The following is a 22,730-nucleotide window of genomic DNA, read 5'->3' as shown; positions in this document are numbered from 1 at the left end:
TTCCCTTTCCGGAAACTTTCGAGATGACGACCAACGACTCCCGCACCGCTTCCAGCTCGGTGCCTCCTCGCCCGGCCTGGAGCGCCGTATTTTCACTCACTCTGGGCGTCTTTAGCCTGGTCATGAGTGAGTTTCTGCCTGCGAGCCTGCTCACCCCAATGGCCGATTCGCTGGCCATCAACGAAGGGCAGGCAGGTCAGGCAGTGACCGTCACCGCGCTGCTGGCCCTGCTCTCCGGATTACTGGTCACGACGGCCACCCAGCGCCTGGACCGCCGCCAGGTGCTACTGAGTTTCTCCGTACTGATGATCGCCGCCAATCTGCTGGTCGCCTTCGCACCCAATCTGGTGTGGCTGCTGGCCGGGCGCATGCTGCTTGGCATCGCTCTGGGCGGTTTCTGGGCGCTATCGGCTGCCACGGTCATGCGCCTGGTACCGGAGCACGACGTGCCGCGAGCGTTGTCCCTGCTCTTTACCGGGGTACCGATCGCCACCATCAGTGCCACAGCGCTGGGGAGTTATCTCGGTGATCTGGTCGGCTGGCGCAGCGTCTTCCTGCTCGCGACCACATTGGCCATGGCAACGCTGGTCTTCCAGGCTTTCACGCTGCCGAAGATGGCACCGGAACACCCGACGCCCCTGGGTACGCTTGTCAGTGTCATCCGGCGCCCCGGCATTGGTGTTGGCATCGTGACCATCCTGCTGGTGTTCTGCGGTCACTTCGCTTTCTTTACCTACGTTCGTCCGTTTCTGGAGATCATCTCCGGCATGGGCATCAACGGTATCTCGTCGACGCTGCTTGCTTTCGGCGTCGCAAATTTCATCGGCACCCTGGCGGCCGGCTATCTGCTCGAGCGCAGTCTGCGTCTGACACTGATACTGATGCCACTCATCATGGGGACGACGGGCTGGCTGCTGTTCTCTCTGGGAGGCGTGACCGTCGAGACGGATGCACTGATGGTCGCGTTGTGGGGGTTCGCCTTTGGCGCCGTACCCGTCGCCTGGTCGACCTGGCTCACCCGGGTCATTCCGGACGAGGCTGAAAGCGGCGGCGGACTGATGGTAGCCTCGGTCCAGCTGGCGATTGCCCTTGGTGCAGCGGTCGGCGGCGTGATCTTCGGCATCGGTGGCGTACTGGGAGTATGCGCCACTGCAGGCACAATGCTGCTGGCGGGCGCCGCCCTGGTACTGTTGGGCGTAAGAACCCACTCGACCTCGCCGCTGGAGGTTGGCACGAAGCAGTGCTGAGCGCGTCGGCGGACAGGCACATCGGCAGCATCGAACAGCCTGCTAGAATTGGAGCAGGTCTGTTCGAAGTCATGTCTTCATCAAAGGAACCAGAGATGAGCATCGATCCCAACGCAGGGCACCTGCCCGACGAGCACAGTCTCGCCAATCTGCCGCGCCTGGTATCGCGCTACTACAGTGAGCGCCCGGACGTGAGCGATCCCGCGCAGCAGGTGGCCTTCGGTACTTCGGGTCATCGCGGTTCGTCACTGAAGACGAGCTTCAACGAGTGGCACATTCTCGCCACCACCCAGGCGATCTGCGACTACCGGCGCGAACAGGGTGTCGATGGACCGCTGTTCATCGGCATGGACACGCACGCCCTCTCCGAGCCGGCCTTTGTTTCGGCGCTTGAGGTACTGGCAGCCAATGGTGTCGAGACCCGCATTGATGCCGGCTGTGAGGAAACCGGCGGTGAGCCCGGCTATACGCCGACACCGGCGCTCTCCAATGCCATTCTCGAGCACAATCAGGGCCGTAGCAGTGGGCTGGCGGATGGCATCGTGATCACGCCGTCGCACAACCCGCCTACCGATGGCGGTTTCAAGTACAACCCCACCAACGGCGGCCCGGCCGATACCGACGTCACCCAGTGGATTCAGGAGCGTGCCAATCATCTGCTGTCGGATGGGCTGCGCGAGATCAAACGGGTCAGCTATGCCGAGGCGCTGAAGGCATCGACCACGCAGCGGTTCGACTTCATCGACAGTTATGTCGGCAGGCTCGACCAGGTCATCGACATGGCCGCCATTCGCGACTCCGGCCTGACCTTCGGCGTCGATCCGCTCGGCGGTGCCGGCGTGCACTACTGGCCGCGTATCGCCAGCCGCTACAATCTGCCGCTGGAAGTGCTCTCCACCACCGTCGATCCCACCTTTCGCTTCATGCGTCTGGACTGGGATGGCAAGATCCGCATGGACTGCTCCTCACCGCATGCCATGGCCGGGTTGATCGAGCACAAGGATCGCTTCGATGTGTCCTTTGCCTGCGATACCGATCATGACCGCCACGGCATCATCACTCGTTCCAGCGGGCTGATGAATCCCAATCACTACCTGGCGGTCGCCATCAACTACCTCTTTACTCATCGTCCGCAGTGGAGTGAGCAGACCGGCATTGGCAAAACGCTGGTTTCCTCCTCGATGATCGACCGGGTAGCCGAAGGGCTTGGCCGGCCGCTGGTGGAAGTGCCGGTCGGCTTCAAGTGGTTCGTCGATGGCCTGATCGAGGGCAGCCTTGGCTTTGGTGGTGAAGAGTCCGCTGGCGCGTCCTTCCTGAAAATGGACGGCAGTGCCTGGTCCACCGACAAGGATGGCATCATCGCCGGGCTGCTGGCCGCCGAGATGACTGCCGTGACCGGCCGTGATCCGGGCGAGCACTATCAGACACTGACCGAGCAGTATGGCGCACCGGTCTATGCCCGTGTCGATGCGCCGGCCGATCGTGATCAGAAAGCCAGACTCAAGGCGCTGTCGCCGGAACAGGTCACCGCCGACTCGCTCGCCGGCCATCCGATCACTCGCACGCTCACCGAAGCTCCGGGCAATGGCGCGGCCATCGGCGGGCTCAAGGTGGAGACGGCCGCCGGCTGGTTTGCCGCGCGTCCTTCAGGGACCGAGGATGTCTACAAGATCTACGCCGAAAGCTTCGAAGGTGAGGATCACCTCAAGCGCCTGCAGGAAGAGGCCAAGGCGCTGGTAGACGGTGTCCTGAACGGCTGATGCCAGGCGACACCATCGGTTGAAAACGCAGAAGGCCGGCACTCGCCGGCCTTTTGTCGTTGGACAACGCTCCCGGGCCTCAGTCGAGTCAGCCAGACCCGGCTTCAAAGCGGGGGGTACGCCAGCGCCTGTCATGACGCTTGCAGCACCGAGAGCCAGCGCCGACAATCTCTCGGCGCGCCCCACTGAGACCAGGACACTACATGCTCGATCAGGACACCATCACGGCACTTGCTACCCCGCCGGGCCGCGGCGGCGTCGGTATCGTTCGCGTTTCGGGCGCCCGGGTGACCGAGATTGCCCGGGCGGTGCTCGGTTTCGCACCGAAGCCACGCTACGCCCATTACGGTCCCTTCCTCGGTGAGCAGGGACAGGTACTCGATGAGGGCATTGCGCTCTTCTTCCCCGGACCAAACTCCTTTACCGGCGAGGATGTACTGGAGCTGCAGGGCCATGGGGGGCCGGTGATCATGGACTGGCTGCTGGAGCGCGCCGTCGGCCTCGGCGCCCGGCTCGCCCGCCCTGGCGAATTCTCCGAGCGCGCCTTCATGAACGACCGTCTCGATCTCGCTCAGGCCGAGGCGATTGCCGATCTGATCGAGGCCAGCTCCCGCGCCGCCGCCGAGAACGCCATGCACTCGCTGCAGGGGGAGTTCTCGCGTCACGTGCATGAGCTGGTCGACCGTTTGATCGAACTGCGCGTGTACGTTGAAGCGGCCATCGATTTTCCCGAGGAGGAGATCGACTTTCTCGGTGACGGCCGGGTGGCAGCGATGCTTGAAGCAGTGCGGGGCAATCTCGCCGAAGTCCGTGCCAGTGCCGCCCAGGGGGCGCTGATGCGTGAAGGCATGAGCGTAGTGATCGCCGGCCGCCCCAACGCCGGCAAGTCCAGCCTGCTGAATGCGTTGACCGAGCAGGAGACGGCCATTGTCACCGACATTGCCGGTACCACTCGCGACGTGTTGCGCGAGCATATCCATCTCGATGGCATGCCACTGCATGTCATCGATACCGCCGGCCTGCGCGATACCCCGGATGCCGTGGAAAAAATCGGCGTTCAGCGCGCCTGGGCAGAGATCGAAAAAGCCGACCGGGTACTGCTGCTGGTCGATAGCCGCGAAAGTGACGCCACCGATCCGATGGCGATCTGGCCCGAGTTTGTCGAACGCCTGCCCGATCCCTCGAAGCTCACCCTGGTACGCAACAAGATCGACGAGAGCGGCGAATCCGAAACACCCGATTTATCCACAACCCCGCCGGTCATCCGCCTCTCGGCCACGACCGGAACGGGTGTGGATAACCTGAAGGAGCATCTCAAGGGCGTCATGGGCTACCAGGCGACCAGTGAGGGACGCTTCTCCGCCCGCCGCCGCCATCTCGATGCGCTGGACCGTGCCGCTCATGCGCTTACCCACGGCGCCGAACAACTGGCCGGCGCCAGTGCCGGCGAACTGCTGGCCGAGGATCTGCGCGCCGCTCAGGACGCGCTGGGTGAGATTACCGGGGAGTTCACCGCCGATGCGCTGCTGGGTGAAATCTTCGACAGCTTCTGTATCGGGAAGTGATCGCTGTCACTCTACCGGGTCGGGAGTAAGCGCTGTTAAGCATCCGACTCCAGCGCCCGCCATATCCGGGCACTGTGTCGAATCTGCTCATCCAGCATCTGCTGCTCGCGCGCGTTGCGCGGCAGCCCGGTGGGCGCCAGATGCGGCAGCACCAGCTCCACTGCAACCGGGCCGTTGAAACCACCCTCCTGCAGTGCCCGATGCTGCGCGATATAGTCGATATGGCCGGTCCCCATACCGCCGCGACCGGAATCGGAAATGTGGTAGATGCCGTTGCGTCCGGCCAGGCGACGCAACGCGGCGCAGGGGTCGGACTCCTCGATATTCATGTGGAAGCTGTCAAGCAGTACGCCGATGTTGTCGCTGCCGATCTCGGCAAGCAGCGCCTCGGCTTCGGCAGCTGTATGAATCATCGCCACCTCGTAGCGGTTGCAGGGCTCGTAGAGCAGCCTGACGCCACAATCGCTCGCATATTCATCCAGCCTCCGGCAGCACTCGACAATCATCGCCCAGCGCGCCTCGCGGCTGTCGCAGTTCACCGTCCAGTTGCTCAGCCCCTGCAGGGCCACCGGGATATCCGGTCCCAGTTCAGCGGCAAAGTCGATGACCTGTCGATAGTACTCAACGGCCGTCTCGCGGTTGGCTCTTTCGGATGTCGCCGGTGCACAGTCGAACGGATCGACCGCCAGCAGTCGGAGGTCGTGAGCTTCGGCACAGGCTCGCACAACCTCGGGGGCATGGCGTTCGATAGGTTCACAATACTGCACCCCATCAAGTCCCAGCGCCGCGATTTTCGCCATCAGGGCATCAGGCTCCTCGATACCCAGTGTCCAGCTGCAGATTCCGATGGTCATGCATTCCCCCGGGTCATTGTCGGATGTCGAATCAGGAAGCCTGCGCCGCCGCCCGCATGCGCTTCTCCTGGCGGCGCGCCAGTATCCAGATCACGAAACCGGCCAGCGCCAGCAGGCAGCCCACCACGCCGGTTGAGCGGTAGCCGAAGCCCATCGCCAGGGACAGGCCCGCCAGCCAGGGGCCAAGCGCGTTGGCCATGTTAAAGGCCACATGGTTGAGCGCCGCGGCCAGGTTCTGGGCCTCGCCGGCGACATCCATCAGCCGGGTCTGCAGAATTGTGCCGAGTGCACCACAGATGCCGATGCAGAACACGTCGATGGTGACCAGCCAGGGGTTGTCGGCCACCAGCGGGAAGATCCCCAGCACCACCGCACTCCAGATCAGCAGCGCCCCGGCAGTCGGCATCAGCGAACGGTCGGCAAAGCGCGGCAGGATCACATTGCCGATCGTCATGCCGAAGCCGAAGACTGCCAGCACCAGCGGCATGAGCTCCGGCGACATGTGCGTAACCTCATCCAGCGTCGAGGTCAAATAGGTGTAGACCGCGAACATGCCGCCGAACCCGATCGCACCGATCGCCAGTGTCAACAGCACGGCACTGTTGCCGAGCGCGCGCAGCTCGCCTTTCGCACTGCTTTCACTGGCCACGCCGGTCTTCGGCGCAAACAGGGCGATCAGCACCACCGTCAGCAGCGCCAGCGTGGTCACCACCCAGTAGCCCCAGCGCCAGCCGGCCACATGACCCAGCCAGGTCGCCAGCGGTACGCCCACAATGGTGGCAACCGTCAGTCCCAGCATTACCATGCCTACCGCCCGGGTGCGCTTGCCACTGGCCACCACCGAGGCCGCCATCAGCGCCGCCAGACCGAAATAGGCGCCGTGTGGCAGACCGCTGAGAAAGCGGAACAGCACCAGCCAGCCATAGTCGGGCGCCAGTGCGCTCAGGCCATTGCCGAGCGCAAACAGGGTCATCAGCGCCAGCAACAGCCATTTGCGATCGATCCGGGCGGCCAGCACCGTGATGACCGGCGCCCCGATCACCACACCCAGCGCATAGGCGCTGATGATATGACTGGCCGTGGCGGGACTGATACTCATGTCATGCTGAATGAACGGCAGCAGGCTCATGGTGGCAAATTCGGTCGTACCGATCGCAAAGCCACCGGTCGCCAGAGCCAGCAGGACGAGCACGGGGTGGGTATGACGAACCATGATGCCTCACACGCTGAGTGAAATGACAGGATCCACTGCTCCGGGACATGCTCCGCACAGTGGGAAGGGGTGATAACCGCCAGGGGAACGGGCACGCTGTCGATACGGAACAATCACTCTCTTCCGATCAGTCTGCCCGAAATCTCGAATCAGACCGAAATCTTAGACTATGGTCGCAGAGAGATGCCACGATGAATCGTGAATCTCACGGGCAGATGAGGGCATGGCCACTGTGATGCGACTCACCCACGGGATCACGCTCATCCAATCGGGCGTCATCACCGCGACAGCTCATCGGGCTATACTGGCGGACGGTATATGTGGCGAGTGCCAGAGGAGTGAGGATGACGCAACCCGATCATGATTCCATCACCACCCACCATGGTGAATACAAGGTGCCAGGCGGCAAGCTGCTGGTCGCCGATCTGGAAGTCGCCCGGGCGCATCTGCAGAAGGTTCGCCTGTCAGGGGATTTCTTTCTCGAACCGGATGAAGCGCTCGAAAGCATCAATGCAGCCCTCGAGGGGGCGCCGATCACTCTCGAAAGTCGCGAACTGAGCGAGCGTATCACCGCAGCCCTGCCGGCAGAGATCACCATGGTCGGCATCTCGGTACCAGCGATCGCCACTGTCATCCGCCGGGCGCTTGCCCGTGCCAGCGACTGGCGTGATCACCATTTCACGCTGATCCATCGGCCACCGGAATCGCCACGACTGCACATGGCGCTTGATGAAATCCTGACCCGCGAAGTCGCCGCCGGTCGGCGCGGGCCCATCCTGCGCGTCTGGGAGTGGGATCGTCCGGCGATCATCATTGGCAGCTTCCAGTCGCTGACCAATGAAGTCGATCCTGATGCTGCCCGGGCCGAAGGTGTCGAAGTGGTACGACGCATCAGCGGCGGCGGGGCCATGTTCGTCGAGCCCGGCAATACCATTACCTGGTCGCTGATTGTCCCGGAGAGTCTGGTACAGGGACTGAGCTTCGTGGAGAGTTACGCTTTTCTCGACGACTGGGTGATTCGGGCACTCGGTGACATGGGGGTACAGGCATGGTACGTGCCGATCAACGACATCACGTCGCCGGGAGGCAAGATCGCCGGAGCGGCCCAGAAACGCCTTAATGGCGCCGTTTTGCACCATGTCACCATGGCTTATGACATCGATGCCGATAAACTCACCCGAGTACTGCGTATCGGTCGTGAAAAACTCTCTGACAAGGGCACAACCAGCGCCGGCAAGCGTGTCGATCCCTTGCGCAGCCAGACCGGGCTGGATCGGGACACCATTATCCAGCGTATGGCGGACTCCTTTGCCAACCGTTTTCAGCTGGATACCGGTACGCTGAGCGAAAAAGAGCTCGAGGCAGCCCATCAGCTGGCAGAGTCGAAATTTGCCCAGCCCGAGTGGACGGGCCGCATTCCCTGACCGCTCGTCGATTCGGAGCCGATCCACCGATCCGGGTAATCGGCACTGACGCTTTCGCCAGCACCTGAGCTACACTGGTGGGCTCGACCCCGGGAGGCATTCATGGCGCTGGCACGCTTTCTGCGAGCGTTTTTCCTGCAACACCGACAGGCCTATTTCGGCGCCATTGGCGTACTGCTGATCGTCGGCGTGCTCAACATGGCGCTGCCCTGGTGGGTAGGCCGCATCATCGATGCCCTGCGCGCCGGTGAACTGGATACTCACGCGCTGCTGCTGCGCGTCGCACTCCTGGGTATGGTCGGTCTGCTCCTCTATGGGTTGCGCTATCTCTGGCGAGTGCGGCTGTTCGGGACCTCCTACCGGTTGGGTATCGAGCTGCGCGATCGCTTTTACGCCAAGCTTACCCGGCTCGATCCCGGTTTTTTCCAGCATCACCGCAGTGGTGATCTGCTGGCTCGCGCCAGCCAGGACATTGATGCCATCGAGACGGCGGCCGGTGAAGGGGTGCTCTCCAGTGTTGATGGCGCCCTGACACTACTCCTGGCGCTGGGTGTCATGGTGGTCGGTATCGATGCCCCCCTGGCCCTGCTGGCGCTGGTCCCCTTCCCCTTCATGGCCTGGGGGTTTTATCGCGTAGCCCGCCGGGTGCAGACCCATTTCGGGGAATCACTCGAGCGCTTCTCGCAGCTCAATGATCGCACCCAGGAGGCCATTGGCGGGCTGCGCATGCTGCGCCAGAACTCGCTGGTCGAAGCCGAAATTCACGACTTCGAGACCCGGGCCCGAGCGCATACCGAGGCCAACTTTCGGGTCCAGCGCATGGAAGCCTGTTACGATCCGGTGGTGCTGCTGGCACTGGCTGCAGCGACACTGCTGACCCTGACGGTCGGCAGCTGGCGCTATCTCACCGAGGTCATCACACTCGGCCAGCTCACCAGTTTCACCCTCTATCTGGTCACCCTGATCTGGCCGATGTTCGCTCTCGGCTGGTGTCTCAATATCCTGCAGCGAGGCGAAGCCGCCGCCCGACGCCTCGACGAGTTCCTCGATGAGCATGAGGCCATCGTCGATCACGGTCATCGGTCTCACCCGGCAACCCCGACGCTGCGCCTTGATATCGCATCGTTTACCTATCCAGGCGCCGGTTCACCGGCCCTGCGCGATCTTCATATCGAGCTTCCGGCTGGCCATACACTGGGCATTGTCGGGGCTACCGGCAGTGGCAAGTCCACACTGTTGCGCCTGCTGTTACGCCAGTATCCACTGACGGATGGCACCATTTATCTCGGTGGCAATGAGCTGAGTGAGTACACACTGACTGCCTTGCGCGAAAGTTTTGCCTGGGTCCCCCAGGACCCATGGCTGTTCGCGGCCACACTGGGCGAAAACGTGGCGCTCGGACGCCCCGATGCGACCCCGGCAGAGATTCGCCATGCCCTCGATCAGGCCGCGTTCACTACCGATCTGGCGGCGCTGCCGCAGGGGCTCGAGACCCGTATCGGCGAGCGCGGCATCACTCTCTCCGGTGGTCAGCGCCAGCGCGTGGCACTGGCCCGGGCACTCCTCTCACCGGCACCGATCCTGTTGCTCGATGATACCCTCTCCGCGGTCGATCAGGGGACCGAACGGCGGCTGCTGGATACCCTGGCCGAACAGCAGGGGCGCACCTGTGTGATTGTCAGTCATCGTTTGTCGGCGGTGGCCGGTGCCGATTACCTGCTGGTACTGTCAGATGGGCGGGTGGTTGAACAGGGCAATCACGCCGCTCTGCTGGCCCATGAGGGCCACTACGCCCGACTCTGGCGTTATCAGCAAAGCCACCGCAATCAACAGGAGAGCACCTCGTGAACCGACGTCTGCTCTCACTGCTGCTGAAACCGCTGCTGGCCGATCGTCGCCGTCTGACGCTGGCGCTGATGATACTGCTGGTGGCGACCGGGCTGGATGTCGCAGGGCCCTGGCTGGCCCAGGTCTATATCGATGGCTATCTGGTAGAGGGCGATCTGCGTGCGTGGCCGTTATTGCTGCTGGGGGGCGCCTATATTGGCAGTCAGGGTCTGGCAGCACTGGGGCGCTACCTGCAAACACTGTATTTTTCGCGCATCGGGCTCGAGGCGATTTATACCCTGCGCCAGCGAGTATTCCGTCATGTCATGCGTCTGCCTCAGCATGTCCATGATGCCACGCCTACCGGCGAAATGGTCGCCCGGGTGACCAACGATACCGATGCCATTCGCGAACTCTATGTCGCCTTTCTGGCCACGGTTTTGCAGAACCTGGTCCTGCTGGTGGGCATTCTGGTGGCCATGGCGCTGATGAACCTGCAACTGATGCTGATTGCCGCACCGCTGGTCCCCATCGCCGGTGTCGTCATCTGGCTCTATCAGCGCACCAGCGGACGCGCTGCAATGGAAGTCCGTCGTCTGCGCGCGGTACAGAATGCCCGGATCAATGAAGCCATCGGCGGCATGAGTGTACTGCAGGCGTTCAATCGCACTGACCACTTCCGTCATCATTTCCATGACACCAACATATCGCAGTACAACGCGCGGATGCGTACCGTGCGTATTTCCGGACTCCTGCTGCGTTCGGCGCTCGATCTGATCGCGACGATCATTCTGGCTGCACTGCTGTGGGTTTATGGCCTTGAGCATCTCGGCTCAGGGGCCGAAATCGGGGTGCTCTATGCCTTTATTACCTGGCTGGGTCGGGTCTCCGAGCCTCTGATCGAGATCACTCAGCGCTTCAACATCTTTCAACAGGCCAGCGTCGCCGGCACGCGCCTGTTGCGATTGCTCGATCGCCCTGAAGCGCCGCAGGGGACAGATACAGGACCGGTCGAACACGCCCGACTGCAGCTTCGGGACGTACACTTTCGCCATCATGGCGCCGCCACTGATACCCTGGCCGGCATCACGCTCGATATCCCGCCCGGCAGCTTTTTCGGAGTGGTGGGCCCCACCGGTAGCGGCAAATCCACGCTGCTCGACCTGCTCGCCGGGCTGAGTCGCATAAGTGAAGGCTCACTGACGCTGGATGATCGACCAGTGGCAGATTTCGCCCCGGAAACGCTGAATGCAGCGATCGCCAGTGTGCCGCAGGAGCCGTTCGTGCGCTCCACCACTCTGCGCGACAATCTGCTGCTCGGCAGCGAGGCCGATGACGCACAATTGGCTGCCGCCATCGATGATGCTCAACTACGCGAGCTGATTGATCGATTGCCCGATGGTCTGGATACGCCCCTGGGCGAACGTGGCCTGACCCTATCGACCGGCGAACGCCAGCTGCTGGCCATGGCTCGCGCCCTGTTGCGCCAGCCTCGCATCCTGTTGCTCGATGAGGCCACCGCCAGTGTCGACAGCGCCACCGAGCACCGGATGAACCGGGCACTGGAGCGGCTACGCGGTCGGGTAACACTGATCGTCGTTGCGCATCGCCTCTCCACCATTCGCCACGCCGATCGCATTGTAGTCATTGAAGCAGGCCGGATCCTCGAACAAGGGTCACATACAGCGCTTCTCGATCGCCCCGACGGCCACTATCATCGGCTCTGGCATCATCGCCAGCGGCGCTCGGCCGAGTCGTGGCAGTAGCTTGCCCCCTCACCCCGAAGCCCACTATGCTGCGCCATACATGCCAGCATGTTTATAACCAGCGGTTACCCGCGGCACCCTATCGGCTTTTACCGGCTCAGAGTGTCGTTGTCCCAATCGGACATGAGGGCACGAGCCTGCACGTTCCGGAGAGCGCCATCACTACGTCACCGCCATCCAGGCTGCGCGTCTGTCACGAATGCGATATGGTCAGCGTTGTGCCGCCTCTGGCCGAGTCGGAGGCCGCGCACTGTCCACGCTGTCACCATGTGCTCTACAGTCGCAAACACTGCCCGGCTCAGCATGCTCTGGCCGTGGCAATGGCCACCCTGATTGCCCTGCTGATGGCGTTGCCCTTTCCCTTTATCGCTTTCGAGGCACGCGGCGTCACTCGCTCCATCGATCTGTTTGATGCGATGACGATCCTGACCTCGCAGCACTATGCCACGCTGGCCCTTCTGCTATGGCTGGTACTGCTGGTGCTGCCACTGCTGTTCCTGCTGGGCGTGATCCTGATTCACGCTGCCCTGCTGAGCGGGCGGCGCCTGCCTGCGCCGGGGTTGATGATGCGCAGTCTGCGCCATATCCATCGCTGGATGATGGGCGATGTTTTTCTGCTGGGCGTGCTGGTCAGCATGGTCAAGATCCTCTCCCTGGCAGAAATTCATTTCGGAACCTCTTTCTGGTCCTTCTGTGCCTTTGTGGTACTGATGATCGCGACCGTACGACGTATCGACATGGATTGGCTGTGGGAACGCATGGTAGGGCCGGAACGCCGACTGCCGGATAACATCGTGCCCGGCCGTACCGGGGCCTCGCAGCACATCATGGGGTGCCCGGCCTGCGGTCAGGTGAATCGCATTCGTCGACTCGGACCGCATTTCTGTACCCGCTGTGGCGAGCGCCAGCATCTGCGCGGTCATCAGAGTCTGCAAAAGACCCTGGCACTGCTGTTGGTATCGGTGATGCTCTACATCCCGGCCATGGCCCTGCCGATCATGCAGGTCACCAGCCTCGGTGACGGTACCCCCCAGACCATTCTCGGCGGTGTACTGCTGCTGCTGAGTCATGGCGACTGGCCCATTGCAGCGATCATCTTTCTGGCCAGTGTGGTCATCCCCATCGCCAAGATCCTGGCACTGGGCTGGCTGTGCCTGAAAAGCTACCGGCCCAATCCCTGGCGCCCGGATATCCGGCTGCGGCTCTATCGACTGACCGAATTCATTGGCCGCTGGTCGATGATCGATGTCTTCGTGGTGGCACTGCTGGTCGCGCTGGTCCGACTCGGCTCGCTGATGTCGGTCACGCCCGGCCCCGGGGTGCTGGCCTTTGCTGCCGTGGTCATCCTGACCCTGCTGGCTGCCCTCTCCTTCGATCCGCGCCTGATCTGGGATGCCGGTGAGCATCGCGATCTGCAGGTGACCCCGTCCGGCCCCTCGGCCGATGACCGCTCCGACGACCCGCAACAGGAAAGAGAGCCATGAGCGATCAAACTTCAACGGCCCTGCGCAAGCGCCTCCGATATATCTCGCCGGTCTGGCTGGTACCGCTGATCGCTCTGCTGATCGGCGCCTGGATGCTCTATCACTCGCTGTCCGAACAGGGGCCGGAAGTCACCCTGATCATGGACAGCGCCGAAGGCATCGAATCCGGTCGCACCCTGATCAAGGCGCGCAATGTTGAGGTCGGCCACGTCACCTCCGTAACGCTCTCCGACGACACCCAGCATGCCGTGGTCAAGGCACGCATGAACAACAATACCGAGCGGCTGCTCAATAACGGTACCCGATTCTGGGTGGTCAAGCCGCGCATCGGCCGGGAGGGCATCAGCGGACTGGGGACTGTGTTGTCAGGCAACTATATCCAGCTGCAGCCGGGTCATGGCGACAAGGAAAAGTACACCTTTCAGATGCTTGATCAGCCACCGGTCGCGCCACCCGATGCCCAGGGGCTGCGGTTGCATCTGAGCAGCACCATGGCCGGCTCGCTGAGTGTCGGTGATCCAGTGCTGTTCAATGGTTACACCGTCGGCCGGGTGGAGAAGGTCAATTTCGATGCCGACGACCGCCAGGTCCACTACCAGCTGTTCATTCAGGCACCCTACGAGAAGCTGGTCACTACCAATACACGGTTCTGGTCGGCCGCCGGCTTCAATTTCGACGTCAATTCCGAAGGCTTCTCACTCAATCTTGATTCGCTGGAATCGCTGGTCAGCGGTGGTGTGGCCTTCGGGGTCCCCGAGGACATTCCGCCGGGCGACCCCATCGGGCAGGAGAGTGATCTCGACTTCACCCTCTACGCTGATCGCGACAGCGCCTATCAGGGCAGCTTCAACTACAACCTGCGCTATGTAGTGCTGATCGACGATACCGTGCGTGGACTCAATCCCGGCGCGCCGGTCGAGTATCGCGGCGTCCGGGTCGGCACCGTCGATAGCGTGCCCTGGCATATCGACAAGCTCAGTCAGAGCTCACTCAACAGCTTCAAGATTCCGGTACTGATTCGTATCGAACCACAGCGGCTGCAGGCGCGGGTCGACAAGCCGGCGCTCGAGGAGTGGCGAAAACGCATGCAACACATGTTCGACAACGGGCTGCGTGCCTCGCTGAAGACCGGTAACCTGTTCACCGGCCAGTTGTTCGTCGATACCAATTTTGTTGACGACCCCAGTGCTCCGGCAGCGAAAGCGTATGATGGCGTGCCGGTTTTCCCCAGTCAGCCCAGCGGTTTCGCCCAGATCGAGCAGAAGGTGACTGCGCTGCTCGACAAGCTCAACGGTTTGGATGTGAATGGTACGGTCAATCGACTCAACCAGACCCTGGCCCAGTCCGATCAGCTGCTGAGCGAACTCGGCGATACGGCTGATACGCTCAATCAGGTACTGAATCAACGCAGTACCCAGGAGCTGCCCAATGAGCTCAAGAACACGCTGCAATCAATTCAGCAGACGCTCCAGGGCTACTCGCGCAATGCCCCGGCCTACGATCAACTGACTTCCACGCTCAAGGAGCTCAATCAGTTGATGCACTCGCTGCAGCCGGCGGCCCGCACCCTGAGTGAAAAACCCAATTCGCTGATCTTCAATCGCGACGAGATTCACGATCCGCAACCGAGGGCTCCCCAATGATGCGTCGACTGGTCACCCTCTCCGTGCTGCTACTGGCGCTGGGCGGCTGCGCCGGCCAGAGCACATCATTCCATCGCTATACGCTACCGGCGCCGGGCGATAGCGGCAGTATCGAGGCCTCTTCGGAGCGCGTGGTGGCACTGGCACCGGTCAGTCTGGCGGCCTATCTCGATGGTCCCGGCGTCGTATATCAGACGACCGATATCGAGGTCCACCAGGCCCAGGCACATCTGTGGGCCGAAGATCTCGGTACCCAGCTGACTCGCACACTGCGCGATGCCCTGGCCAGAGAGCTACCCCAGACCCGGGTGCGTATCGGTGATGATCACAGCCCCGAGCAGGCCAGGGTGCAGGTTTCACTGTCGCAGTTTCAGGGACGCTACGACGGCATGGCAGTACTGTCAGGGCGCTATACGCTGCAAAACGGCCAAGGGCAGCTGATCGAGCAGCAGCCGTTTCGTATCGAGCGACCGCTGCCGTCGGATGGATATCCGGCACTGGTGCGCACACTGGGCGCCGGCTGGCAGACAGTGGCCGAACGGATTGCCCAACAGCTGCGTCAGCATTCGCTCACCCGCGGTCAGGCAACTGACGCTGCCTCCTCATGACAGGGTGGTTTACTCGCCCACCCACCACCACCCCCGGTGAGTGGCCGGTGAACCATACAGCTCGGCCAGCCGCCGGAAGGCGCTGTCCAGCTGTTCGGGCAGTTGCCAGGGAGGATTGATCATCGCCAGCCCGGAGCCATACAGCCCGGGCTGATCGGTGGCCTCGAAACGGCTCAGTTCACTGCGCCAGATCTTGCGCAACCCCTGGGATTTCATCCCCTCGAGCAGGACGTGATGGCGCCCCTGGGGCAATAGCGGATACCACACCAGCACAATGGCGTGGCGAACCTTGCGCATCACTCGCTCAAGTGTCGCAACCACTGTGTGGTATTCATCGCGCAGCTCCCATGACGGATCGATCAGCACGGCCAGACGCGGCGTTTTCACCGGCACCATGGTCTCAAGCCCTGCCAGTCCATCGGCATGCATATGGCGAATGCGCCCCTCGCCGGGCAGTTGAACTGCATCAAGATGACGCTGTTCACCAGGATGCAATTCGAACAGCGTCAACCGATCCTGCTCACGCAATGCGCGCGCCATCCACCAGGGCGAACCGGGATAGACACTCAGTGTCTCGCCTGGCTGGTGCCCGGCCAGTTGCCGACACCATCCATCAAGCAGCGCATTACCGGTGGGCTGTGCCTGCCAGAGGGGCAGCACGCCGTCACGATACTCTCCCAGGCGCCGGGTTTCGGGGCCATCGAGTGGATAGTCGCCACGCCCGGCATGGGTGTCCACCAGCGTCAGCGCCGAGGACTTCTTCATCAGGGCTTCCGTCAGCGCGTACAGCGCCAGGTGCTTGTGGACATCGGCAAAGTTGCCGGCATGATAGGCGTGCTGATAGGCAAGCATGGGTTCCTCGAATGAAAAAGCGCTGCCGGAAGTGCCGGCAGCGCATGGCGTACGAGCGTGGCGGCGCCGGTTCAATGACCCCGGCGCGCCTTCCTCACCCCTGGGTCGGCACCAGCGTGATTTCCACCCGCCGATTCTGTGCCCGCCCCTGGGCACTGTCATTGCTGGCGACAGGATTGTCCTCGCCGTGTCCGGTCATGATCAGCCGGTTGAAGTCGACCCCGCCCCGGGCAAGATAGTTGCCCACGGCCTGGGCCCGCAGCTCGGAGAGGCGCTGGTTATAGCTGTTGGAACCGGTGGAGTCAGTGTACCCGTCGATCTGTACCCGAGTGTTCTGATACTCCTTGAGGACCTGAATCACGCCATCCAGCGGCGAGCGAATCTGCTGGGAGAGATTGGCGGAGTCGGTCGCAAAGGTGATGTTGCTGGGCATGTTGAGCATGACCTGGTTGCCCTGGCGCGTCACACTCACTCCGGTTCCCTGCATTTTCTGACGCAGCTTGGCTTCCTGGGCATCCATGTAGTAGCCCACGCCACCGCCTGCCAGCGCCCCCACGGCGGCGCCGATGGCCGCATGATCGAGCCGATGGTCGTTATCCGCCAGCGCGCCGGTAGCGCCGCCCAGCAACGCGCCGATACCGGACCCCTTGGCCAGCGATGAGGTCTGCTGCTCACCGGTATAGGGGTTGACGGTGCTGCAGCCTGCCATGGCGACACTCAATGCCAGTGATGCTATCCATCCGGTTCTTGCTTTCACGTACTCGCTCCATTGCCTGGAAATTCGGGCCCGGCGACACCCCGCCACCCTCAGGTAGCGTCGGCTTCGTCGCACATGGCCAGCAGATCATTGAGAAACAACAGTCCCTGCGGGGTTGCCTTCAGCTGCGTCGGGCCGCGCTCGAGCAAGCCCATTTGTTGTGCCCGTTCAGTGTGCGCATCGAGTATGGCTTCGTCGAGTCCGGTACGTATCTTCCATTCATGGCGCGGCACCCCCTCGACCAGCCGCAGTGCGTTCATCAGAAATTCCAGCGGCCGCTCATCCGCGGGAATACTCCGATGTCCCCCGACAAAACCACGGGGATCATTGAACCGACGCAGATAATCGTCGGGGTGACGCGTCTTCCAGCGGCGCTCGATGGCAAGCCCGCCGTTGCCATCCGGGGCACTCAGCTTGCCATGCGCTCCGGCACCGATGCCCAGATAGTCGCCGAAATGCCAGTAATTGAGATTATGCCGCGATGCCCGGCCGGGCCGGGCATAGGCGGAAATCTCGTAGCGCGCCAGACCTGCCGTCTCGAGTCGGTCATGCCCGGCGTCCTGGATATCGGCCAGCACCTCTTCTTCCGGCAGCACGGGCGGACGGGCGTGAAAGACCGTATTGGGCTCCAGGGTCAGCTGATACCATGAGAGATGCTCCGGCGTCAGGGCCAGCGCCCGCTCGATATCCGTCATCGCGCCGGCCACACTCTGTCCTGGCAGGCCATGCATCAGATCGATATTGAGATTATCGAAACCGGCCCGACGCGCCAGGGCCACGGCCTGCTCGGCGTCGTGTCCGCCATGAATGCGGCCCAGTCGTTCGAGCGCAGCATCATCGAAACTCTGAACCCCCAGCGAAAGGCGGTTAATGCCGGCCGCACGATACCCCTCGAAATGCACCCTTTCTACCGTACCCGGATTGGCCTCCAGGGTAATCTCGATCGCCTCGTCCAGTGGTACACGTGACTTGATGGCGCTCAGTAACCGGGCATAGGCCTCACCGCTGAACAGGCTGGGCGTACCACCACCGATGAAAATACTCGTCAGCGTTCGATTGGCAACCAGCGGCAGATCGGCCTCCAGATCGGCGATCAGAGCATCAATGTACGCCTCTTCCGGCAGGGCACCGGGTGCAGCAGCGTGCGAATTGAAGTCACAATAGGGGCACTTGCGCACACACCAGGGCACATGAACATAGAGCGCCAGCGGCGGCAGGGTCATGAAGTACGCAACCTTTCTACCAGGGTGGCCAGAGCCCGGCCGCGATGACTGAGTCGGTTCTTGAGCGCCGGCGTCAGTTCGGCAACGCTCATGCCCTGCTCGGGGAGCCAGAAAAGAGGATCGTAGCCAAAGCCTCCCTCGCCGCGCGGCAGTGAGAGAATTTCTCCTGCCCAGTCACAGTGCACGATGATAGGCACCGGATCCTCGGGATGGCGCAAATGAACCAGAACGCAGTGATAACGTGCGCCACGATAACCTTCGGGTACTTCGCTCATGGCTTCGAGCAGCTTGCGGTTGTTGGCCTCGTCATCGCTCGGCTCCCCTGCGTAGCGGGCAGAGTAGATGCCCGGGGCACCACCAAGCGCTTCCACGGCGAGTCCGGAGTCGTCGGCGAGCGCCGGCAGACCGCTGCCGGCACTCGCCGCTCGTGCCTTGAGCAAGGCATTTTCAACAAAGGTCAAGCCGGTCTCTTCCACGGCCGATATGGCATGATCAGCCTGTGACGAGACGCTCAGCCCCAGTGGCTCGAGCAGCGAACGAAATTCACGCAGCTTGCCGGCGTTGTTACTGGCAATCACCAGTGACCGATCGTCGGTTTGAGGCTCGGTCTGACTAGACATGGGGGCACATTCCCGGATCCGTAAAACGTTCCGACATTCTAGGCTGGCGCGAGGCAGGTGGGAATCGATCAGCCTTACAGACTGAATATGACCCCGTGAATGTGCGCTAATCGGGGGAATATCGGATTTGATTTTTACGTATCTTTACAGGATGGCATTTCGCATTAGTATATCGACAGGCATGCTCACGCTTGCTGCGTTGGGGAGCATGCCAAAGGGGAGGCATCGTGGATAAGGAAACAACGGCGATCGTGCTGCTGGTTACCGAGATGAATCCGCAAAGCGAACTGTTCATGCAGTACGTACGCGACAAGCTCGGTTGTGAAGTGGCCACGGTAGCACCGCGCGAAACCGTTGGCAGTGACGATGGCATACACAGGGTAGTGCTACTGGATGCCGATCATGTCAACGAAAAGGACATGTATCACTGGGAGGAATCGGCCGCTGCCGACAACGCCGGTCTGACACTGGCCGCCTTCAATCTGGTGGACGAAAATCAGGCTTTGAGTCTGGCGACGACCTTTCGCCTGCAGGGCGTCTTTTATCGTCGTGACAGTCTGGCCCTGATCTGCAAGGGACTCGCCAAGCTGATCAATCAGGAACTGTGGATGTCGCGTACCCTGATGACCCGGCTGATTCGCTTCTATCGCCGGCAGCAGGTCAACGCCTATCGTCCGGCCAACGGCCTCACTCAGCGTGAGCTGGAAATCCTCAAGCTGCTGGGCACGGGGGCATCCAATACCGATATCGCCAACCAGCTGTTTGTCAGCGAGCATACGGTCAAGTCGCACCTTTACAACATCTTTCGCAAGCTCAAGGTGCGTAATCGCATCCAGGCCATGAACTGGGTTCGCCAGAATCTGGGCAGTGCTCCGGCGCCCCTGCCGCGTCAGACACGCCAGCACTCGGACGCCTGACAGGCCGGAAGCGCGGCCTCTGCTCCCTGCATGGCGTGGGGCAGCGCATGCGTTCGCGGTTACTGTATTGACGCTTGTGCAGACAGTGACCGCCTTCCCTGCTCAGGCGGGCCATCATTGGCAGCGCCCTGTCTGGCGCAATACAGGCATTCAGCAGTGAGTGCCTATTTCTCCTGCCCGCATCGCCCTCAACAGGCGATGGCGTTTCCAACCTGCCTTCCACTGCCACGACAATCCACACCCTGTGGAACGGTCTGTGCCCTGCCGTAATGTAACTTGTTGTGCAAAAAGCGCCATTCCCACTTTCATGGCCGGCTCAATGCTCTCATTGGCGCGACGTTCGTTCTATAATCGGCCTTGCCTTCATTTCCCGGTCGGGCTATCGGTATCATGTCCACTTCGGACTGCCAATATTGTTCGATGACTTTCCAGCCCAATGGATCGCATCGGATACAGCTTGAACACAATTAAACCAGACCAATATTTCCCGGGAATTTCGGTTATCAGGGTACGCAGACGAGTAAGCCGCGACTTAAGCTCGAAACCGTTTCATGAAACGGTTGACCGCTTATCTTGTCATTACCTTCAGAGATTGCCGAACAGGCTATGCGCAGAGAAACACGAGCATCGAGTTCCACCCTCAACCGGGGCTACCCATGGATGCTGCCAACGCTTCGATCGTAATGGTCACCCAGAGCAGTCCACAGAACGAACTGTTTCTGGACTATCTGCGCCGTCAGCTTGAGTGCGATGTATCACTGATGGCATCGGATGCCTTCATCGATCCCGCCAGCGATGAGGGCCCGATGGTCGTATTGCTCGATGATGATCATCTGGAAGAGAACGATGTCCGCCACTGGCTGGAACAGCTCGGTCATCGTCAGGACCGCACCGCCTTTGCGGCGTTCAACATGGCCGACGAGGATCGGGCCATGACCCTGTTGATGCATGTACCACTGCAGGGCGTGTTCTACCGCAATGATCCGCTGAGTCTGATCAGCAAGGGCATCGTGCGGATGCTGGAAGGAGAAATGTGGCTGTCACGCCCGCTGATGGAGCGTCTGCTTACTGCCTACTGGTATCGCCAGTACGAGGAAGGCTCGGGGACGCCTTTGTCATCCCTGACGCCACGTGAACGCGAAATACTGGGTATGCTTGATAGCGGTGCCAGCAATCAGGATATCGCCGATCGTCTGATGATCAGCGAACACACGGTCAAGTCGCATCTTTATCACGTCTTTCGCAAGCTCAAGGTTCGTAATCGCACTCAGGCCCTGCATCTGTTACGCCAGCAGCCGAATCGGCTGCCGGACAACTTCTCATCCAACATGCGGCGCTGAAACGCACCGATTCCGGTAATGCCGGAATCGGTGCCATGCAGGTAGTCAGGAGAGATGCAACCGATCGCGCAACAACTCGACCAGCCGGTGCGAGGCGCCTTCGGCAGTGGTATCCAGATGCACTACCTGCCCCTTTTCATCATCACCAAAGGGCTCGCGCGTCGCAAGCTGATGGCCGAGTACTTCAATCCCCGCTTCCGACACTTCTCCACGCTGCTGCTGACGCTTTTCAATGCGTCGTTTCAGCGTTGCCTCGTCGGCTTCGAAACTGATGGTCAACACCTGCAGACCACGCTTCTCGGCCTCATGTCGCAAACGATCGCGCTGAACACGTCGCAGTGCGGTGGCATCAATACAGACCGGAAAGCCGGCATCCAGCAGCATGCCAGCCAGTTCACCCAGTCGCTGATAGGTCCGCTCGGTGGCCTCGGCCGTATAGATTCCACTATCGATCGCGGAGTCACTATCGGCGTCGGGCGTTAGGCCATACAGCCGTTTGCGCTCGATATCCGACCGGATACGGATACTACCGAGTTCACGCACCACCTGCTGGGTGAAACGACTCTTGCCACTCCCGGAGACGCCTACACTGACGAGCAACCAGGGGATCTCCAGCTCGGTATAACGCTCGGCAAGTTCGGCATAGCGGCGGTATTCGGCGTGGATGTCGCGCTTCTCGGCTTCCTCCAGACCGGGCTGGTTAACCCGAAACATGGCAATCTTGGCTCGCACCATGGCGCGGTAGGCCTTGTAGTACGGTAGCAGGCGCACCAGTTCGTAGTCGCCACTGCGTTCCAGATAGCGATCCAGCACATGCCGGGAGAGTGCCCACTCCCCGCGCACTTCAAGATCCATCAGTAGAAAGGCGAGTTCACAGCAGACATCGTTCCAGCGCAGATCATCATTGAACTCGATACAGTCGAAAATCAGCACCCGACCATCGGACTGCACGACGTTACCCAGGTGCATATCACCATGGGTCTCACGCACAAAGCCCTGGCGCAATCGCTCTGTCATCAGGGGGGCCAGGCGCTCATAACTCTCATCCGCCCACTGCTCGAGCCGACGCAGACGCGCAAGATCAGTGCTGTCCTCGAGCAATTCTCGCAGCTGCTCGAAATTCTGGCGTGTCGGTGCATGAACTGCTTCCGGCGTGCCAAAGGCGCTGTCAGGCGCTGCCTGTTCGGCGCGCTGGTGAAAATCGACCAACTGATCGACCATGTCATCCATGTGCGCTTCGGTCAGCTCACCACGTGCCTGAAGCGTGCTGAACAGTCCTTCGTTGTCAAAGACCCGCATGTGTACGGCGTATTCGAACGGCTCACCTTCGCCATTGATGATCGGAGCGTCAGGGGAACCGGTAATGGGTACCGCATCAAGGTAGATATCGCTCGCCAGCCGACTGTTAAGCCGTATTTCTTCCTCGCAGAAATGACGACGCTTCTCCAGCGTGGAAAAATCGAGAAACCCGAAATCCAGCGGCTTCTTGATCTTGTAGGCATGATCCCCGGCCAGCAACACCCAGGAGATATGCGTCTCCCGCAGCGATACGTGTGATACCGGATGGGGATAGCAGGTGCTGTCCTGCAGCGCTTCAATCAGGCTCTGACTCACAAGAGATTCTCCTGTT

18 protein-coding genes are annotated in these 22,730 nt (G+C 61.4%); 11 read left to right on the top strand and 7 right to left on the bottom strand.

Annotated elements, in window-relative coordinates:
• Window positions 1-23 precede the first annotated feature (23 nt).
• From FY550_RS16775 to mnmE, 3 genes are all read left to right on the top strand, one after another.
• The gene (locus FY550_RS16775) at window positions 24-1,247 is read left to right on the top strand and encodes an MFS transporter (protein ID WP_070980254.1); all 1,224 of its coding nucleotides are present in this window, start codon (window positions 24-26) and stop codon (window positions 1,245-1,247) included.
• 95 nt (window positions 1,248-1,342) lie between these two features.
• Window positions 1,343-3,007, top strand: a complete 1,665-nt coding sequence (gene pgm, locus FY550_RS16770) for a phosphoglucomutase (alpha-D-glucose-1,6-bisphosphate-dependent) (protein WP_070980252.1) — start codon at window positions 1,343-1,345, stop codon at window positions 3,005-3,007.
• 203 nt (window positions 3,008-3,210) lie between these two features.
• Window positions 3,211-4,572, top strand: a complete 1,362-nt coding sequence (gene mnmE, locus FY550_RS16765) for a tRNA uridine-5-carboxymethylaminomethyl(34) synthesis GTPase MnmE (protein ID WP_149054677.1) — start codon at window positions 3,211-3,213, stop codon at window positions 4,570-4,572.
• A gap of 35 nt (window positions 4,573-4,607) precedes the next feature.
• On the opposite strand, the gene FY550_RS16760 is transcribed toward mnmE, so the two are convergent.
• Entirely contained in the window at window positions 4,608-5,426 is an 819-nt protein-coding gene (locus FY550_RS16760) for a sugar phosphate isomerase/epimerase family protein (RefSeq protein WP_149054676.1), read from the bottom strand.
• A gap of 31 nt (window positions 5,427-5,457) precedes the next feature.
• A complete protein-coding gene (locus tag FY550_RS16755; RefSeq protein WP_149054675.1) occupies window positions 5,458-6,639 on the bottom strand; it encodes an MFS transporter in 1,182 nt (393 codons plus the stop codon).
• A 344-nt stretch (window positions 6,640-6,983) separates the two neighbouring features.
• Between FY550_RS16755 and FY550_RS16750 the strand changes: the two genes are divergently transcribed.
• The 6 genes from FY550_RS16750 (at window position 6,984) to FY550_RS16725 (ending at window position 15,391) form a co-directional block, all read left to right on the top strand.
• Window positions 6,984-8,063 (top strand): lipoate--protein ligase family protein, encoded by a 1,080-nt coding sequence (locus tag FY550_RS16750; RefSeq protein WP_070980242.1) that lies wholly within the window; start codon window positions 6,984-6,986, stop codon window positions 8,061-8,063.
• Between the two features lie 102 nt (window positions 8,064-8,165).
• Window positions 8,166-9,911, top strand: coding sequence for an ABC transporter ATP-binding protein (locus FY550_RS16745; protein ID WP_070980240.1), 1,746 nt, complete (start codon window positions 8,166-8,168; stop codon window positions 9,909-9,911).
• Window positions 9,908-11,656: an ABC transporter ATP-binding protein gene (locus tag FY550_RS16740; protein WP_233350235.1), complete on the top strand. Its 1,749-nt coding sequence runs from the start codon at window positions 9,908-9,910 to the stop codon at window positions 11,654-11,656. The genes FY550_RS16745 and FY550_RS16740 overlap by 4 nt, the downstream gene beginning before the upstream one ends.
• Window positions 11,657-11,772: 116 nt before the next feature.
• Window positions 11,773-13,140: a PqiA/YebS family transporter subunit gene (locus FY550_RS16735; RefSeq protein ID WP_407657390.1), complete on the top strand. Its 1,368-nt coding sequence runs from the start codon at window positions 11,773-11,775 to the stop codon at window positions 13,138-13,140.
• Window positions 13,137-14,783 (top strand): intermembrane transport protein PqiB, encoded by a 1,647-nt coding sequence (gene pqiB / locus FY550_RS16730; RefSeq protein WP_070980232.1) that lies wholly within the window; start codon window positions 13,137-13,139, stop codon window positions 14,781-14,783. The genes FY550_RS16735 and pqiB overlap by 4 nt, the downstream gene beginning before the upstream one ends.
• Window positions 14,780-15,391: a PqiC family protein gene (locus FY550_RS16725; RefSeq protein ID WP_070980230.1), complete on the top strand. Its 612-nt coding sequence runs from the start codon at window positions 14,780-14,782 to the stop codon at window positions 15,389-15,391. The genes pqiB and FY550_RS16725 overlap by 4 nt, the downstream gene beginning before the upstream one ends.
• A 9-nt stretch (window positions 15,392-15,400) precedes the next feature.
• Here the strand turns inward: FY550_RS16725 and FY550_RS16720 are convergent, their stop codons facing one another.
• The 4 genes from FY550_RS16720 to rdgB form a co-directional block, all read right to left on the bottom strand.
• The gene (locus FY550_RS16720) at window positions 15,401-16,243 is read right to left on the bottom strand and encodes a 23S rRNA (adenine(2030)-N(6))-methyltransferase RlmJ (protein ID WP_070980228.1); all 843 of its coding nucleotides are present in this window, start codon (window positions 16,241-16,243) and stop codon (window positions 15,401-15,403) included.
• A 94-nt stretch (window positions 16,244-16,337) separates the two neighbouring features.
• A complete protein-coding gene (locus FY550_RS16715) occupies window positions 16,338-17,000 on the bottom strand; it encodes an OmpA family protein (protein ID WP_325062969.1) in 663 nt (220 codons plus the stop codon).
• A gap of 50 nt (window positions 17,001-17,050) precedes the next feature.
• Window positions 17,051-18,223, bottom strand: coding sequence for a radical SAM family heme chaperone HemW (gene hemW / locus FY550_RS16710; RefSeq protein WP_070980224.1), 1,173 nt, complete (start codon window positions 18,221-18,223; stop codon window positions 17,051-17,053).
• On the bottom strand, window positions 18,220-18,843 hold the full coding sequence (gene rdgB, locus FY550_RS16705) for an RdgB/HAM1 family non-canonical purine NTP pyrophosphatase (RefSeq protein ID WP_070980222.1): 624 nt from the start codon (window positions 18,841-18,843) through the stop codon (window positions 18,220-18,222). Before rdgB ends, hemW begins: the two co-directional genes overlap by 4 nt.
• A 227-nt stretch (window positions 18,844-19,070) precedes the next feature.
• Here rdgB and FY550_RS16700 point away from each other — a divergent pair, with 227 nt between their 5' ends.
• On the top strand, window positions 19,071-19,760 hold the full coding sequence (locus FY550_RS16700; protein ID WP_325062968.1) for a LuxR C-terminal-related transcriptional regulator: 690 nt from the start codon (window positions 19,071-19,073) through the stop codon (window positions 19,758-19,760).
• A 656-nt stretch (window positions 19,761-20,416) separates the two neighbouring features.
• Window positions 20,417-21,100, top strand: a complete 684-nt coding sequence (locus tag FY550_RS16695) for a LuxR C-terminal-related transcriptional regulator (protein WP_070980220.1) — start codon at window positions 20,417-20,419, stop codon at window positions 21,098-21,100.
• Window positions 21,101-21,145: 45 nt separating this feature from the next.
• Here FY550_RS16695 and FY550_RS16690 read toward each other — a convergent pair whose 3' ends face one another.
• Window positions 21,146-22,714 carry a bifunctional aminoglycoside phosphotransferase/ATP-binding protein gene (locus FY550_RS16690; RefSeq protein ID WP_070980218.1) on the bottom strand — a complete coding sequence of 523 codons (1,569 nt, stop codon included), beginning with the start codon at window positions 22,712-22,714 and terminating at the stop codon, window positions 21,146-21,148.
• Window positions 22,715-22,730: the final 16 nt, after the last annotated feature.

The sequence above is a fragment of the Kushneria phosphatilytica genome (assembly GCF_008247605.1).
Lineage (GTDB): Bacteria > Pseudomonadota > Gammaproteobacteria > Pseudomonadales > Halomonadaceae > Kushneria > Kushneria phosphatilytica.
Note: the sequence above shows the minus strand (reverse complement) of the source record. Positions and strands in the feature narration are given on the sequence as shown.

What these genes read in the sequence shown, in the direction of transcription:
- FY550_RS16775 (WP_070980254.1), top strand. Translation starts at nt 24, where the DNA reads ATGACGACCAACGACTCCCGCACCGCTTCCAGCTCGGTGCCTCCTCGC.
- pgm (WP_070980252.1), top strand. Translation starts at nt 1,343, where the DNA reads ATGAGCATCGATCCCAACGCAGGGCACCTGCCCGACGAGCACAGTCTC.
- mnmE (WP_149054677.1), top strand. Translation starts at nt 3,211, where the DNA reads ATGCTCGATCAGGACACCATCACGGCACTTGCTACCCCGCCGGGCCGC.
- FY550_RS16760 (WP_149054676.1), bottom strand. Translation starts at nt 5,426, where the DNA reads ATGACCATCGGAATCTGCAGCTGGACACTGGGTATCGAGGAGCCTGAT.
- FY550_RS16755 (WP_149054675.1), bottom strand. Translation starts at nt 6,639, where the DNA reads ATGGTTCGTCATACCCACCCCGTGCTCGTCCTGCTGGCTCTGGCGACC.
- FY550_RS16750 (WP_070980242.1), top strand. Translation starts at nt 6,984, where the DNA reads ATGACGCAACCCGATCATGATTCCATCACCACCCACCATGGTGAATAC.
- FY550_RS16745 (WP_070980240.1), top strand. Translation starts at nt 8,166, where the DNA reads ATGGCGCTGGCACGCTTTCTGCGAGCGTTTTTCCTGCAACACCGACAG.
- pqiB (WP_070980232.1), top strand. Translation starts at nt 13,137, where the DNA reads ATGAGCGATCAAACTTCAACGGCCCTGCGCAAGCGCCTCCGATATATC.
- FY550_RS16725 (WP_070980230.1), top strand. Translation starts at nt 14,780, where the DNA reads ATGATGCGTCGACTGGTCACCCTCTCCGTGCTGCTACTGGCGCTGGGC.
- FY550_RS16720 (WP_070980228.1), bottom strand. Translation starts at nt 16,243, where the DNA reads ATGCTTGCCTATCAGCACGCCTATCATGCCGGCAACTTTGCCGATGTC.
- hemW (WP_070980224.1), bottom strand. Translation starts at nt 18,223, where the DNA reads ATGACCCTGCCGCCGCTGGCGCTCTATGTTCATGTGCCCTGGTGTGTG.
- rdgB (WP_070980222.1), bottom strand. Translation starts at nt 18,843, where the DNA reads ATGTCTAGTCAGACCGAGCCTCAAACCGACGATCGGTCACTGGTGATT.
- FY550_RS16695 (WP_070980220.1), top strand. Translation starts at nt 20,417, where the DNA reads ATGGATGCTGCCAACGCTTCGATCGTAATGGTCACCCAGAGCAGTCCA.